This is a genomic window from Cellulosilyticum sp. (genome assembly GCF_982396655.1).
Genome location: NZ_CEVXFV010000008.1, coordinates 93,163 through 109,070, shown reverse-complemented (window position 1 = coordinate 109,070; position 15,908 = coordinate 93,163). Strand labels below are relative to the sequence as shown.

Annotated in this window: 13 protein-coding genes; 4 read left to right on the top strand and 9 right to left on the bottom strand. The window is 35.3% G+C overall.

Annotated elements, in window-relative coordinates; all coding sequences use genetic code 11:
* Window positions 1-50: 50 nt before the first annotated feature.
* Genes AC1VAQ_RS05580 through AC1VAQ_RS05565 form a run of 4 tightly spaced genes read left to right on the top strand, consistent with a single transcriptional unit; the run spans window position 51 to window position 4,829 of the window.
* On the top strand, window positions 51-1,127 hold the full coding sequence (locus AC1VAQ_RS05580; RefSeq protein ID WP_302599438.1) for an ABC transporter ATP-binding protein: 1,077 nt from the start codon (window positions 51-53) through the stop codon (window positions 1,125-1,127).
* Window positions 1,108-1,971 (top strand): ABC transporter permease subunit, encoded by an 864-nt coding sequence (locus AC1VAQ_RS05575; RefSeq protein WP_302599439.1) that lies wholly within the window; start codon window positions 1,108-1,110, stop codon window positions 1,969-1,971. The genes AC1VAQ_RS05580 and AC1VAQ_RS05575 overlap by 20 nt, the downstream gene beginning before the upstream one ends.
* Window positions 1,972-1,983: 12 nt before the next feature.
* Window positions 1,984-3,429, top strand: a complete 1,446-nt coding sequence (locus AC1VAQ_RS05570; protein WP_302599440.1) for a GldG family protein — start codon at window positions 1,984-1,986, stop codon at window positions 3,427-3,429.
* A complete protein-coding gene (locus tag AC1VAQ_RS05565; RefSeq protein WP_302599441.1) occupies window positions 3,429-4,829 on the top strand; it encodes a DUF4340 domain-containing protein in 1,401 nt (466 codons plus the stop codon). Before AC1VAQ_RS05570 ends, AC1VAQ_RS05565 begins: the two co-directional genes overlap by 1 nt.
* 7 nt (window positions 4,830-4,836) lie before the next feature.
* On the opposite strand, the gene AC1VAQ_RS05560 is transcribed toward AC1VAQ_RS05565, so the two are convergent.
* The 9 genes from AC1VAQ_RS05560 to AC1VAQ_RS05520 form a co-directional block, all read right to left on the bottom strand.
* Window positions 4,837-6,441, bottom strand: a complete 1,605-nt coding sequence (locus tag AC1VAQ_RS05560; RefSeq protein WP_479903578.1) for a hypothetical protein — start codon at window positions 6,439-6,441, stop codon at window positions 4,837-4,839.
* Between the two features lie 394 nt (window positions 6,442-6,835).
* Window positions 6,836-8,188 (bottom strand): phosphoglucosamine mutase, encoded by a 1,353-nt coding sequence (gene glmM, locus AC1VAQ_RS05555; protein ID WP_302595797.1) that lies wholly within the window; start codon window positions 8,186-8,188, stop codon window positions 6,836-6,838.
* Window positions 8,189-8,272: 84 nt separating this feature from the next.
* Window positions 8,273-9,232: an ROK family protein gene (locus tag AC1VAQ_RS05550; RefSeq protein ID WP_479903577.1), complete on the bottom strand. Its 960-nt coding sequence runs from the start codon at window positions 9,230-9,232 to the stop codon at window positions 8,273-8,275.
* A 188-nt stretch (window positions 9,233-9,420) separates the two neighbouring features.
* Window positions 9,421-10,587 carry a glycoside hydrolase family 130 protein gene (locus AC1VAQ_RS05545; protein WP_479903576.1) on the bottom strand — a complete coding sequence of 389 codons (1,167 nt, stop codon included), beginning with the start codon at window positions 10,585-10,587 and terminating at the stop codon, window positions 9,421-9,423.
* A complete protein-coding gene (locus AC1VAQ_RS05540) occupies window positions 10,580-11,782 on the bottom strand; it encodes an AGE family epimerase/isomerase (RefSeq protein WP_303243822.1) in 1,203 nt (400 codons plus the stop codon). The genes AC1VAQ_RS05545 and AC1VAQ_RS05540 overlap by 8 nt, the downstream gene beginning before the upstream one ends.
* Window positions 11,783-11,881: 99 nt before the next feature.
* Window positions 11,882-12,904, bottom strand: coding sequence for a glycoside hydrolase family 130 protein (locus AC1VAQ_RS05535; protein ID WP_302595805.1), 1,023 nt, complete (start codon window positions 12,902-12,904; stop codon window positions 11,882-11,884).
* Window positions 12,905-12,999: 95 nt separating this feature from the next.
* A complete protein-coding gene (locus AC1VAQ_RS05530; RefSeq protein WP_302595806.1) occupies window positions 13,000-14,079 on the bottom strand; it encodes an SGNH/GDSL hydrolase family protein in 1,080 nt (359 codons plus the stop codon).
* A gap of 22 nt (window positions 14,080-14,101) precedes the next feature.
* The gene (locus AC1VAQ_RS05525; RefSeq protein WP_302595808.1) at window positions 14,102-14,950 is read right to left on the bottom strand and encodes a carbohydrate ABC transporter permease; all 849 of its coding nucleotides are present in this window, start codon (window positions 14,948-14,950) and stop codon (window positions 14,102-14,104) included.
* Window positions 14,943-15,869: a carbohydrate ABC transporter permease gene (locus AC1VAQ_RS05520; protein ID WP_302595810.1), complete on the bottom strand. Its 927-nt coding sequence runs from the start codon at window positions 15,867-15,869 to the stop codon at window positions 14,943-14,945. The genes AC1VAQ_RS05525 and AC1VAQ_RS05520 overlap by 8 nt, the downstream gene beginning before the upstream one ends.
* Between the last annotated feature and the right edge of the window lie 39 nt (window positions 15,870-15,908).

Below are 15,908 nucleotides of genomic sequence, written 5' to 3'. Positions count from 1 at the left end.
ATGTGTCGTTTTTATAATACAGTAATGCCAATTACATCTATTCAAGGAGGATGAACACATTGATTGAAGTCACTAATTTAACTAAGGTATATGGTAAATATACAGCTGTAAATGACTTAAGCTTCACTGTAAAAGAAGGAGAAATTTTAGGCTTTCTAGGACCTAATGGTGCTGGAAAATCTACTACCATGAATATGCTTACTGGCTATCTTTCTTCTACTTCTGGCACAATTAAAATTAATGGCATTGATATTTTAGAAAATCCAATAGAAGCAAAGAAAAATATTGGATATCTGCCAGAAATCCCACCACTTTATCTAGATATGACTGTAAATGAATACTTAAGTTTTGTAGCTAAGCTCAAAAAAGTCAGTGTTAAAGATTTAAAATCTCACATCGACAAAATCGTTAAACGTCTTAGTCTAGAGCCTGTAGCAGGTAGACTTATTAAGCACCTTTCCAAAGGGTATAGACAAAGAGTCGGCCTCGGTGGAGCATTAATTGGTTCACCGAAAGTGCTTATATTGGACGAGCCTACTGTTGGCTTAGACCCTAAGCAAATCATCGAAATGCGTGAGCTTATTAAAGATCTTAGTAAAGAACATACTATTATTTTAAGTTCTCATATTTTATCTGAAATTAGCGCAATCTGTAATCAAGTTATGATTATTAATAAAGGTACTATCGTAGCCAGCGACACAACAGAAAATCTTGCAAATATCTTTAATTCTACTTCTCAAATTACAATTCGTGTAGAAAAGATTAATGATGACTTCTTAGATGCCTTAAGCAGTATTGAAGGCGTTAATCAGATACAAGTCATTGGGTCGTTTGAAGAAAATACCCATGATATTACTATTGAAACAGACAAAAAAATAGATATTCGTAAGCAAATCTTTAATTTATGTTATGAAATGTATAATCCACTTCTTATGATGCAATCTAAAGCATTTTCACTAGAGGATATTTTCCTAGAAGTTACTAAAAACGAACCAACTAAAGTAGAGTCACCTAAAGGATTATCTGCCTTTAAACAGCGCAGGAAAAAAACTAAAGAAAAAAATCAGCAAGTAACTGCTGAAACAAAGAAGGAAGAAGGTGTTCAAAATGACAACCTTGCTCAGTAAAGAATTTAAATCTTATTTCACTTCACCTATTGGCTATGTTTTCATGTGTTTTTTCTTACTCATCTTTGGACTTTACTTCACTGCCATTAACGTATTCAGCCAAAATGGTGACTATACATATGTGCTTTCTTCTCTTAGTAATATGCTTCTCTTCACTGTTCCCATCTTAACTATGCGATTACTCTCAGAAGAACGTAAAAATAAAACAGATCAGCTTCTTATTACTGCCCCTATTACAGTGGCTTCAATCGTTATGGGTAAATACTTAGCTGCAGTACTTCTCTTGTTCCTTACATTACTCATTACATTTATTCATCCACTGCTATTAATGATTGTAGGTACTATTCCTTTAAGAAGTATTCTCTGTTCTTATCTTGGTTTCTTCTTATTAGGCTGTACACTTATTTCTATTGGCTTATTCATCTCCGCACTTACAGAAAATCAAATTGTTTCAGCCATTGCGACTATTGGTGCCTTTATGTTCCTCTTATTAGCCGATGGTATTGCAACACTTATTCCAACTTCACGTATGGCCTCATTAATCTTTATACTTGTTATAATCGTTATTGTCTCACTTATTATATATAATGCCGTTAAAGATATTTATATTGGCTTATTCATAGCATTCCTAGGTATTATTGTGTCATGCCTTCTCTTCTACTTTAAGGGTGAGCTCTTCGATGGTCTTCCTACTAAATTTTTACAATGGTTTTCTGTTTACGGGCGATTTGATTCCTTCGTTAATGGACTTCTCGATGTAAGTGCCATCATTTATTACTTATCTTTCATAGGCGTTTTTCTTTTCTTAACAAAACAAGTTATTGAAAAACGTAGCTGGAGCTAGGAGGGAATCAAGATGAAAAAACTTAATTTAAAAAATAAAAATATACGCTTTGGTGGTTATCAAACGATTGTCTGCATTATTGTAATTGCCATTGCTATTGCTGTTAACGTCGTCTTCTCAGGGCTCAATATTAGTGTAGATTTAACAGAAGAGAAATTCTTCTCGCTATCTGATAAAACTGAGGAAGTTGTAAAAGGGCTTTCTGATCCCGTTTCTATATACGTTCTTGAAGAAACAGGTACTGAATCTGCTTCTTTTAAAGAAATTTTAACACGTTATGATAAATTAAATAGCAATATTTCTCTTGTCTATAAAGACCCTGTACTTTATCCTCAATTCACAAAAAAATATATGGATGATAATGTTACAAAGATTGATACTGGATCTATTATCGTCGAGAATACTGCTACTGGAAAATATAAAGTCCTTTCACAAACTGATTTATATAACTTCACTACTTCTGCATACGGTTCTTCTTCTATTGAATCTCTTGCTATTGAAAATGCTGTTACTTCGGCAATCAGTTATGTAGCCACTAATGAAGACCGCATGATTTATATTACAAGTGGGCACGGCGAACTTGAACTTCCAAGTACCTTTACATCTCTTATCAGCAAAGCTAATATGCAAACACAAACTGTTAGCTTATCTACTGAAGACTTAGGGGATCCTGCTACAAGCACACTTATTATTTATTCGCCACACTCAGATTTTAATGATGTAGAGCTTGCAAAAATTACAGACTTTCTAGATGCTGGTGGTAAAGCTATGATTTTTGCAGACTATGATATGCCAGAACTTACAAACTTCAATCAGCTTCTCAGTTACTATGGTGTAAAACAGATGTCTGGTGCTATCGTTGAAACTTCTAATAGTAATATGCTGACTTCTTATCCTACATATTTAATTCCTGATTATACACAGCATGATATCACAAGTAGTTTAATTTCTAATAAGCTCCCTCTACTTGTTCCACTTTCTTCTGCCCTTACCCAAACTGGCAATGTACGTAATGGCGTAACGATTACACCTCTTATCTCTACTTCTAATGGTGCTTTTCTAAAAACACAATTAGAAGGTGCTACTACCGAAAAAACAGACACAGATATTGATGGACCTTTTGACTTAGCTTATGCGATTGAAGAAGTTAACTCATTAGATAGTTCAAACGTTATTACAACACGTCTTGTGGTCTTAGCAGATTCTTACTTCATCGATAATACAAAGATTAATCTTGCTTCTACAGGTAATGAAACTTTTGTAACAAACTGTCTCGGTTGGCTTCAAAATGATAGTACTACAAGCTTCGCTATAGAAGGCAAATCTTATAATGATTATTCTCTTCCTGCCATGACTACATCACAACTACTTATATTGGGCGGACTCGCTGTCATTATTATTCCTCTTATCATCCTCATCGTAGGTATTGTTGTCTTAGTAAGGAGGAAAAATCTATAATGAAAAAATCTAAATTTCTTATACTCATGACAGTTGTATTACTGATACTGATTTGCCTTGCCATATTTGTCCAAAATAATAAAACAGATACAACTGATGAAATATCTAATACAGATGCCATTGTAGCAAATCAAAGTAATATTGAAGTTACAAATTATACAAAAGAACAACTAAAAAGCATTCAAATTACCGAAGGCGAAAATAGCTTAACCTTCATTCAAGATGGTGAAAATTGGAGCATAGAAGGAGTAAATACTTCAGACAATCTAAATACTGCTGCGATTAAAGTGCTATGTGATAATCTTCTTACATTAGATGCTTCTCAAAAAATAGACGCCACTAACCTGGAAGATTTTGGACTCAAGGCGCCTTCTAAAATAGTTACTTATACACTTACAGATGGTGCTACAAGTCGTATTCTCTTTGGAAATGTGACACCTAATCATAAAAATGTCTATATTTTAAAAGAATCTACAAATGAAATCTTTCTTATTACAGTTTCTATGGCTGATAGCTTCTCTGGGGATTTAACAAAATTTAGAACTACTGAATTAGAGACTATTGATACAAGCACAGTAACTGCACTTAAGGCTTCTGGTAAGGATATTGAGACATTTGATATTTCTCTCAATGCAGATACACAGGAATATACTACCTCCTACTTATTACAACTAAGTGATGGTAGTATACGCGATATGAGTACGAACAACTTCTTAGAGCTTCTTAAACTAATTCCTTCACCTATTACTATTGAACACTTTGTAGCTGACAATGTTACTGATTTAACCCCTTATGGACTGGATGTTCCTACCCTAGATTTATATCTTCAAAACACTACCACAGATACTACGAGTGGGGAGTCCAAGGATGTCGTTACAGAAATCCATTACTTATGGGGAAATACTACTGAAGACGGACAAATCTATTTCATGAAAGCTGATACGCAAAGTATTTATAGTATGAATAGTGATTTCTTAGCACCTCTTCTAGAAGCCTTTGATCCATTTTATCTTTCTGCTAAGTTTATACAGCTCACAAACATAGCAGAAGTCATGCAAATAGATATCGTACTTCCAGATAGTAGCTACACACTTAAAATCGATGGTGAAAATTATACTCTAAATGATCAGACATTACCTACAGATACTTTCAAATCAATTTATAAAAATATTATAGGTATTTCTGCCGACACCGAACTTAAAGGGGCCACATTACCTACTAAAGCGCCTATTATTACCTTTACCTTCACTTCACCAGAAGGTGAAAAAACAACTTATAACTACTATAACTATGATAATCAATTCTATCAGACACAATTTAAAGGTCAAAGCATAGTAGGCTGCAGCATTAAACAATTCAATTATCTTAAAGAGTGCTTAGATAAAGCACTTGCTGAATAACTTTTTTCTAAAGAGACTGTTGCAAATGGCATACAGTCTCTTTTTGATAGTATGCTTTCTGCAAGGCAATACCAAAATGAATATAAAATGATTCCTTGCTCCTATAAAAGTTAATTTCATCCCACCGTATATGTTGTGGTGCAGAATTCCTATAAAATGTGCTGCTATTACTTCCTTGTATTAGTTTATCATCTGGCATGGTTTCTTCTGCCTCATTATCTTTGGCTATACTTCCTTCTAGTGCATCATCTTTAGGGCTATCTCCTTCTAGTGCATCATCTTTAGGGCTATCTTCTTCTACTTCATCATCTTTAGGGCTATCTTCTTCTACTTCATCATCTTTAGGGCTATCTCCTTCTACTTCATCATTTTTAGGAGTATCTCCTTCTACTTCATCATTTTTAGGAGTATCTCCTTCTGGCTTAGTTGGTTCCTCTACATCAGCTTCTTCTGCTTTACCAATATCACATTTATAAAGCTGTCCGCCACTTTCAAAACATAGCTGATATTTTCCTTGTGGCAGATGAAAATACATCTCCTCTCCGCCATCAATTAATGAAATATCTTGAAGGACTATATTTAAGGGGTCAATTGATAAGTTAAAAGGTTGTCCCACATCCTTAACACTTACCTCATAAGTTCCTTCTGTCTCTGCTTTTGTTTCAATACTGCTCATTGCAATAACTATAGCCTCCTGCCCTATGCTCCCACCATTAAATAAATCTATAGCTGCAATAGCATTGGGATTACTAGCTTTTCTAGCACCTTGATAAGCAATAACAGTTCCGCCTAATATATCAATACTGCTTTGGGTACTATCTTGCTGCGCGCCTCTTCCTATAGCACTAACCTCCATACCACCTTTAGCAATAACTTGTCCAGCATTAATACAAACATATTTAGTATAAGAATATCCGCCTCCACCTAATGCACTGGCTTTGCTTCCTCCTTCACAATATACATTCCCACCATTAATGGTTACACTCTCTACAGTTATAATATTTCCTTTACTTCCTGTACCAGTCCCTATGCCACACCCTCCACTATCTCCATATGCATAAATCTCTCCACCATTGATACTAATATGCCCTCCTACTGTATAATTACTTGTGCCAATGCCAGCACTATAACATCCACCTCTAGCCACTAATTTTCCAGTACTTCTGTCTGAAATTATAAGATTCGCTCTAGACTTTATAGAAATAGCTGCACTATAGCCACCACCTTGTAAATTATTTTCGCCTAATAACACAATCTCCGTAGGTCCCTTACCATTATCATTCAATGCCCCATTTATAATATCCTCTGGCAGTGTAATATTAACATTATCCAATACGATTTCCACATCAGTAGCACCTGTACTCACAGTTATGCTTGATGTTGTAGTTGTCCCCGTAATATAGTACTTTCCTGTTTCCGTAATCATGACATCGCCATCGGATATATCATACTTCACATAATCCTTATACCTCTCATCTATCTCCCTATCCCATGTGCTATAATTTACCTCATCAAGTGCCATTTCTCCTTCTACTGCCAATAATTTACTACTCAAATACAGTCCCATCAATATCCAAATTAACATCATCCCTACTCTTCTCTTAATCGGCATCTACTACTCCCTTCTCACACAGTTTTTTTTAAGTATTGCCATCATACACTATTTCATTCACCCCTCCTCAACTTAACTCCACACCAAATTCCCACACCACAAAAAAGACCTATTGCACAAATGCATATAGCCCTTCTATTAATGTATAACCACTCTTTTTCTACAATACAAAAAAGCTATAAAATCAAGGTTATCCTCAATCTTATAGCTTCTTTATCTATTAGTACTTTGTTAATGATTACAGACATAGCATATATCACAGTCTCTTCCATATGTTTTAAAAGTAACTCATTAACTGTTTTCTTTTCTTTTTCTCATGTGTTCCATAAATCTAGCTAGACACTGGCAGTACCCCAGTGTCTAGCGACTCATTTATCGAACACCTTCTATTTTTTTACTCGCCTAATCTTTCTTCAATGAAAGCTGCAAGTTCTTGTGCTTCTTTTTCAATAACGGCTTGGTCTTTACCTTCGATCATAACACGTACAAGTGGTTCTGTACCTGATGGTCTAATAAGTACGCGGCCTTCACCTTTGAATTTTTGTTCAAGAGCGTCAATTCTTTCTTGAATTTCTGGATCCTCAATATATGCATGTTTGTTTTCATTTTTAACATGTGCATTAACAAGCACTTGTGGGAAAATTTGCATACATTTTTTAAGCTCAGATAATGGCTTACCTGTCTTCTTCATAACATATAATAATTGGATTGCTGTGATAAGCCCATCTCCAGTTGTATTATAGTCTAAGAAAATAACGTGACCTGATTGTTCACCACCAAGGTTATAGCCATGTTTAAGCATTTTTTCAAGTACGTAACGGTCACCAACTCTTGTTTGTACTAGGTTGATATCTTGTTCTTTGCTCATGATTGTGAAACCTAAGTTACTCATAACTGTGGCAACAATTGTATCACGTTTTAAGATACCTCTGTTTTTCATATCTAAACCAACGATACTAAGAATTTGATCACCATCAATCATTTCACCATTTTCATCTACTGCAAGACAGCGATCGGCATCCCCATCAAAGGCAATACCAACTTCAGCTTTACGTCCTACTACTTGACTTTGAAGGTCTCCCATATGTGTTGAACCGCAAAGTTTATTGATATTCACACCATTTGGCTTATGATGAATAACTTCAACATCTGCACCTAAACGTGCGAGTGCAATAGGTGCTACTTCTGAAGCGGCCCCATTTGCGCAGTCTACAAGGACTTTAAGACCATTTAAATCTCCAGGGATTGTATTACATACATAATCAACATATTTATCAATTACTGAATGATCCATATCCCATGTACCAATGTTCTCACCTGTTGGTGCAGGAATATTATCACTTCTTGTTAAAATAAGGTTTTCAATCTCTTCTTCTAATTCATCACGTAATTTGTATCCTTCACTATTGAAGAACTTGATTCCATTGAATTCTAATGGATTGTGTGAAGCAGAAATCATGACACCGGCATCTGCACCGAGTTCTCTTGTTAAATATGCTACTGCTGGTGTAGGTACAACTCCTACTGAAATAGCTTTAGCACCTACTGAACAAATACCTGCTACAAGTGCAGCTTCTAGCATTGTTCCTGAAATACGTGTATCTCTAGCCACAATAATTTTTGGTTGTTTTTTAGTTTCTTTTGTTAATACATACGCACCGGCTTGCCCCACTTGATATGCAAGTTTACCTGTAAGCTCTGTATTGGCAACACCACGTACACCATCTGTTCCGAATAATTTACCCATTAAAAAAACTCCTCACTTTCTCTTTGAGGTATAATATAGTCTATCTCGTTTATTATAAACTGATTTTACTATTCTTACAATATTTTAATTCTCGCAAAGCATTGCAGCGCCAACGAGTCCGGCATCGTTTCCTAATGCTGCCACCTTAATATCGGTCATCAAGGTTCCACCAAAGACCATATTTTTTAATTTCTTTTTTAAAGGAACTATCAATCCATCCCTTTGCCTTGATACACCCCCACCAATTAATAAGACTTCTGGCTTAAATGCATTAATCATATTGTTAATGCCAATAGCCAAATACATTATATATTCATCGACTAACTTTTTAGCCACCTCATCTCCTTGTTTTGCAGCATCAAATGGTACTCTTGCATTCATTTTATCCAAATTTCCCTTAACTAATGTATTTAAAGAAGAGTTACTATGTGCCTTTGCAGCCTCTCTTGCCATATTCGTAAGGCCTGTAGCAGAGGCATAAGCCTCCAAACAGCCTTTATTGCCACAGCTACACTGCCTGCCATTATGTACAATGACCTGGTGACCAAGCTCTGCTCCACCAGGCTGACATCCACTAAAAAGCTTTCCCTCTATGACGATACCACTGCCAACGCCTGTCCCAAGTGTAATGACAATAGCACTTTCATATCCTTTAGCACCTCCAGCTTTCACTTCTCCTAAGGCTGCACAATCCGCATCATTTGCAACCTCCATTACGATTTTTTTACCTAATCTTCCAAGTTTTCTTCGCATATAATTTATAATATTAAAATCCCTTACAGCAATATTATTTGAATATACAATGCATCCCTTATTACGATCAATTGTTCCCGGAGCTCCTATCCCTATGCCAATTAAATTCATATCATCCAAACCATATGTCTCAATAATATGTAAACACATATTTGTAATATCATCACAAATGCGCCTAATCCCTCTAGCTTTGTAAGTGGGTTTTTGCATTTTTTCTATAATATGCCCATCTTCATCTACAAGTCCTACTACAATGTTTGTTCCGCCTAAATCTACCCCTATATAAAACATCTAGCTTCCCCTTTCAGCTTATTTGTTTATTTCTTAAATTATATCAAATTATAGTTATTATATCTTTAAATTTTTTATATTTTATCAATAAAATCAAAAAATGAGTCACTATCTTTTAATAGCGACTCATTTCTTCTCTATTAACTATTTATTTTGCCAACCCTACAGTCTTAATTTTTCACACCTTATTACTTCATAAACCCCAAGTTTCTTTTTATAAGCTCACACCTTTGTGCCACACATTCCACACTTCTCAGTGGATCTTGTGGCGTATTAAATGCATAATCTAATAACTTATCTACAGTTGTCGTAGCTACATGTAATCTTGTATCTGAAGAAGCATAATAAATATACACATCTCCATTTTCTCTTGCAATTGCTCCATTTGTAAAGGCTACATTGCTTACGTCCCCTATACGTTCTTCGCCATAAGGTGCAATGAAATAACCAGATGGCTCTGCAATGCATTTAGTTGGATCATTTAAATCTGTCACAAATACATAAGTTACATATCTTAAACCTGCTGCTGTATTTCTTACGCCATGGGCAATATGTAACCAGCCTTTATTTGTTTTAATAGGTACCGCCCCTGCCCCATTTTTAACTTCGGTAATCGTATGATACTTTCTTGTATTAATGATAACTTCCTTTTCTTTAATATAAGCATTGGTAATATCGTCACAAAGACCAAAACCAATACCTCCACCACTCCCAGCATCAATGAATCCATCTTGTGGTCTTGTATAAAAGGCATATTTGCCATTTACAAACTCAGGATGAAGGACTACATTTCTTTGCTGCTCTGCTTGCGTTCTAAGGTTAGGAAGCCTTTCCCATGTTTTAAGATCCTTGGTACGAACAATACCAGCTTGTGCTACTGCTGCAGAAAGGTCTGCATTACTTGGGTCTTTGCTCTCTGAACAAAACACCCCATAAATATAACCATCTTCATGTTTTGTAAGACGCATATCATAGACATTTGTTTCTTCCTTGCAAGTATCCTCTAGTAAGATTGGGTAATCCCAAAATCTAAAGTTATCCACGCCATTAGGGCTTTCTGCTACAGCAAAAAATGACTTTCTATCATAGCCTTCCACCCTGGCTACCACATAAAACTTCCCATTAAGTTCTATAGCTCCTGCATTAAAAACTGCATTGATGCCTAATCTCTCCATGAAGTATGGATTAGTTTCTGGATTTAAATCATATCGCCAGAATAATGGTGCATGCTCTCTCGTAAGAACAGGATATGTATAGCGGTCATAAATTCCATTATATTCATCTGAAACTACATTTCTGCGTGTAATAAGTTCTTCATATTTTGCAAGTTCCCTCTCGTAGTTTTCCTTAAACATTTTTATTCCTCCTTATAATCTCCATACACATACGTCCATTGTGATATGGACATTTCCAAGGCTCTACAATTGGACCTGGGAGCACTGGATTTCCTTCTTTATCCACCTGCCAACACCACTCTGAATCATCTCTTTTATCAATCATATATTTCTTGATAAATTCCCACTCTTCCTCCGCTAAAGCTAGAAATGATTTATCTCCTGTTTTTTCATAGGCATTGGTAAATCCCACAACGGTCTCAGCTTGTACCCACCAAATTCTAGTTGTATCTATAAAGTCTTCAAAACGTTCATTATTAAGTGCGCCATCTACGAAGGCTTCTTCCTTAATCTTATAGTCAATATCTACGGTATAAGCCTTAGTTGCTTTAATGATTTCTTCATCCCCTAACACTTCAGCTGCCCGATCTAAAAGCCAAGCGGCTTCAATATCATGACCATAAGAATGCATATCACAAATCGTATGCATTTCTTTGTCAAAGAATACTTCTAGTAAACGTTTTTCTCGATTGTAAACTTGTTTATCAAAGACTATAAGTAGGTCTCGTAATTTATTACCCACCTCTTCATTGCGGCTTACACGGTAAAGTTCCGTGTAAGCCTCTAAAATATGTAGTAGGGCATTCATTGTCTTTTCTGCATAAATTCCTTTAGCACATAAATGTTTGTTATCAGAAAGTTTATTTTCCTCTATGGGTGACCAATCTCTATTAAAAGCTTCAAGGTAACCATATTCATCTCTTGCTACAGTTTCTATCTTTTCAAAGATAGACATGGCAAAATCTAATGCTTCCTTGTCTTTGCTTGCATCATAGTAAGTTGATAAAGCATAGATTGCAAAGGCTTGATTATAGGTATGTTTCATATCCTCGACCACATTGCCTTTGTAATCTAGCATCCAGTACACACCACCATATTCTTTATCCAAACAGTGGTTTTTAAAGAATTCATAGGCCCATTTCCCATACTCTAAATCCTCAGTATTTTTCATCGTTAAGTATAAATTAGCGAAATACCACATAATACGCGAATTTAAAATAACCCCTTTAACTGCCTCTTTATTTAAAACTAATTCTTCATTCATATACCCATAGAATCCGCCATATTCTGGGTCTTTGAGATTCTTCCAAAAAGGATTGATTTTATAAAGTAAATGTCCTTTGATTTCCTGTACCATTTGTGGACTATTTATCATCTTTTAACGCCTCCCGCTTAATTCTATCACTTTCTAATTTCAAACCATTACACATCTAATCTCTAATCTATCTATTGCCAGAAGTACCTATCGCCTAAACTATTTAATACCTATTTGATCGTCATCACCCATCATATTGCTATGTTCTTTTACATAGCTTACAACCTCATCAATTGTTGTAAATGCAAGTCCTACATAGCTGTCTGCTGCACCATAGTAAATAGCTATTCTACCTGTATCTGCATCTTGAAGTGTCGCACATGGGAATACTACATTATTTACGAAACCTCTTTCTTCATACCATTCTTCTGGTGTTAAAAGGAAGTGTTGACAACGATATTTCACTTTAGATGGTTCATCAATATCTAAGATTGCTGCACTCATGCTATAAACATATCCTTGGCAAGTACCAGCTACTCCATGATAGAATAATAACCACCCTTCACTCGTTTCAATAGGTGCTGCACCGCCACCGATTTTAAGAGATTCCCACCAGTTGCTATAACCTCTTGTCATCACGTGTCTATGTCTGCCCCAGAATTCCATATCTGGACTTTCACTTAAGAAGATGTCTCCAAATGGTGTATGACCACTATCACTTGGTCTTGAAAGGAGCATAAAGTTACCATTAATCTTTCTTGGGAAAAGTACACCATTTCTATTAAATGGAGGGAATGGGTTTTCAAGTCTTACAAATGTTTTAAAGTCTGTTGTTTTAGCCATACCAAGTGCTGCACCATAGAAATCTGTACACCAAATGATATAATATGTATCCTCAACTTTTACAAGTCTTGGGTCATAGGCATAACCTGGATCAAAAGGCTCGCCTTTTTGATTAACAAAGTGAATTTTTTCTTCTTCATATGTCCAATGAATGGCATCTTCACTGTAACCTAAGTATAAATAAGATACACCTGATAAAGTTTCTCCTCTAAATACACCAATGAATTTGCCTTCATAAGGTACTACCGCACTATTGAAGATACGTGCCACACCTTTAAGTGGATTTCTAGGTATAATAGGATTTTCACTATAACGCCATACTGGTGTACTGCACCCCTCTGGTTTCTCTTGCCATGGAATATTTGGTAATGAATCTACGAACATTTTAACTTTTGACATATGTAACTCTCCTTTATAATATATATTTTTATTTATAATTGGCGCTTTGTTACCATTATAATCTTGTATCAATATAATCCTGTATAAAATTTGCCTTAAGCTTTAGAAACAAGTAAGCCTAATACCGTAAAGGTATCTGAAGCCTTGCCTTCTTTTAGCTTAATTTCAATCACATGTTCCTTACATTCTTCCTCTTCTATAAGCATTGCAGTTTCAGCATAATCTCCCCAGCCATCTGGGAATGAACTATCTACCTCTATTTTCTTCTCATAATCTAGTGTTATTTCAGCAACTCCCATTTGTTCACCTACATTTTTTCTATAAAGTAAATGAATATTTTTTGCTTCTACCTTACAAACCAGTGCTTCATTATGTGCCTGCTGCTCTACCTTCCATCCTGCGTTAAGTGTCTTAAAGCCCTCATTACAAGGAAGAAAGCTTCCTGTATAAAGTGGTCTGAAGTTATTTCGATTTAAAATCACGCCGTCACTATACTTCTTACTAAATAAAACTTCCCTAGGTAAGTCATATTTATATGTAGTTGGTACCTTCTGCTTATCCGCCACTTCAAATAAATTGCTTAGTAATCCAGCCACTATTTCATGACCTCTATCATTAGGGTGCACATTATCTGTCTCAATATCTTGCCATGTATATTCTCCCGCTGCTATACCATTAAAGATTTCTTGACGATAGCTCACCATAGGTACTTTGTAATGGTGACCAATTTGAACTTGTTGCGCTTCTGCACTTGTACCATCTTCAAGTGTCATCATGAGTTCAATAATAGCTGCTTCTGGTAGATGCTTGATAATTCCTCTTATCACACTTTCATAAGATTTCTTACTGCCATCTGTAGGTGGTACATCATTGGCTGCAAATTCTACGATGACAATATCAGGCTTATATTGCACTAAATCTTCCACCATGCGGTGTGCTCCAATCAAAGAACCTGTAGCCCCTATTCCTGCATTAATATACCTAACTTGGGTAGGTGCTAAAAATTCTTTCAGCCAGTTATAGGTTCTTACGGCATAAGCATTTTCTGGTACAGATGGATTGCATCCCTGCGTAATTGATCCCCCTAAAAAACCTATTGTAATGGGTTGGCCTTGATGCGCTCTTTGTAAAACTAAACTCAGTTTCTCAGTGTAATCATAATAATGATACTTCATTTATATCTCCCCCATTTAAGTTTTACTTCACAGAACCAGAAGTGAAACCATTATATATGTATTTTTGTAAGAGTAAAAATGCAATAAATGTAGGTATGACAACAATCATGATACATGCACAAATAACTTCCCACTGTGCTGAATATGGGCCTTTAAACTTAAAGAGTGCTGTTGAAAGTACATTGAGCTTCGTATTAGGCATATATAAGAATGGTGTATAAAAGTCATTATAAATTCCAACGCCCTTAATAATCACAACTGTTGCAATCGCTGGTTTTAAAAGTGGTAATATGACTTTGCGGTAAATTGTAAAGTATGATGCCCCTTCAATCATAGCTGCTTCATCCATGGAAATCGAAATATTATCCATAAACTGCAAGAAGATATAAATCGAAATAATATCCGTCCCCATATAAAGAAAGATTGGCGCAAGTCTTGTGTTATAGATGCCAAGTGCACTAATCACCTGGAAGGTTGCTACTTGTGTCGTTACCCCAGGAATTAATGTAGCCAGCAAGAATGCACCTAAAATAACTTTTTTAAACTTAAAGTTAAAACGATGCAGTACATAAGCAAGCATTGTTCCTATTAAAATAACACCTATTAAAGAAATTCCCATGATAATAAGTGTATTCAGGAAACCAGTTAACATCTTACCTTTTACAAAAGCTGTTACATAGTTTTCAAGGTTAAAGAAATTCTTAGGAAGTGCCAATGCACTTGTTGATTTAAACTCCTTAGAATCCTTAAAAGATGCAAAAAATACAACTAAAATAGGTACAAGTGCAATTAAACTTGCTAAAATAAGTGATGCATATTTTAAAATGCTAAAAAATATATCCTTCGCGCCTAGATGTCTTCTTTTAATCATACATTTCTGCCTCCTCTTCTTTAAAGAATATCTTTTGTATAATCGCAATAACAATAACGATCATTAATAAAATAATACCCATAGCAGAAGCAAGTCCCACTTTCTTAAATTGGAAAGCTGTTTCAATAGTTTGAATAACGAATGTCTTAGAACCATTAGCCCCTTGAAGCATAACGTATGGAATTTCAAATACAGCAAGTGCGCCATTAATTGCAAGTAATAAGTTGAGTTGTACAATACGTTTAATGCTTGGCATAATAATATATTTAAATTGTTGCCATCTATTGGCACCATCTAATTCTGCTGCTTCATAAATCTCGTCAGAAATGGACTGGATTGCCCCAATGAACATAATGAGGTTGTTTCCCATATAACGCCATATTGATACACTTGCTAATGAATAGTTAATAATCTTAGCATTTCCTAACCACTTTTGAATGCATCCTTCAAGTCCTAGTGCACTTAAAACCACATCTAATGTACCACCTTGTTTTAAGCAGTATAAGAAAATAAATCCGATAGCAACCCCATTAATTAAATATGGGAAGAATAAAAAGCCTTTGAATAAATTTTGACAGCGAATACCAGAAGTTAATATAGTTGCGAAATATAAAGCAAGTCCCAATTGAATAAATGAACCTACAAAGTAATAAATAGATACTTTAAACACCTGAAAATACTCTGGCTTCGTAAAGATTGTCACATAATTTTGAAGTCCCACAAAGTTTTTTTGTGGTGCTGTTCCATTCCAACTTGTTAAACTATAATAAAACATACTTCCGAGTGGAATAAAAGAAAATAAAATCAAAAGAACTAATGGAATAAAAGTAAAGGTAAAAATCACTAAATTCTTTTCTCTTTTTCTCTTCTTCTTATAATCAATAACTTTCTCACCATAAGCTGCAGTAGCTGTACTCATTCTCTTTCCTCCTATTGGTTTAAATCTAAATCACATCTC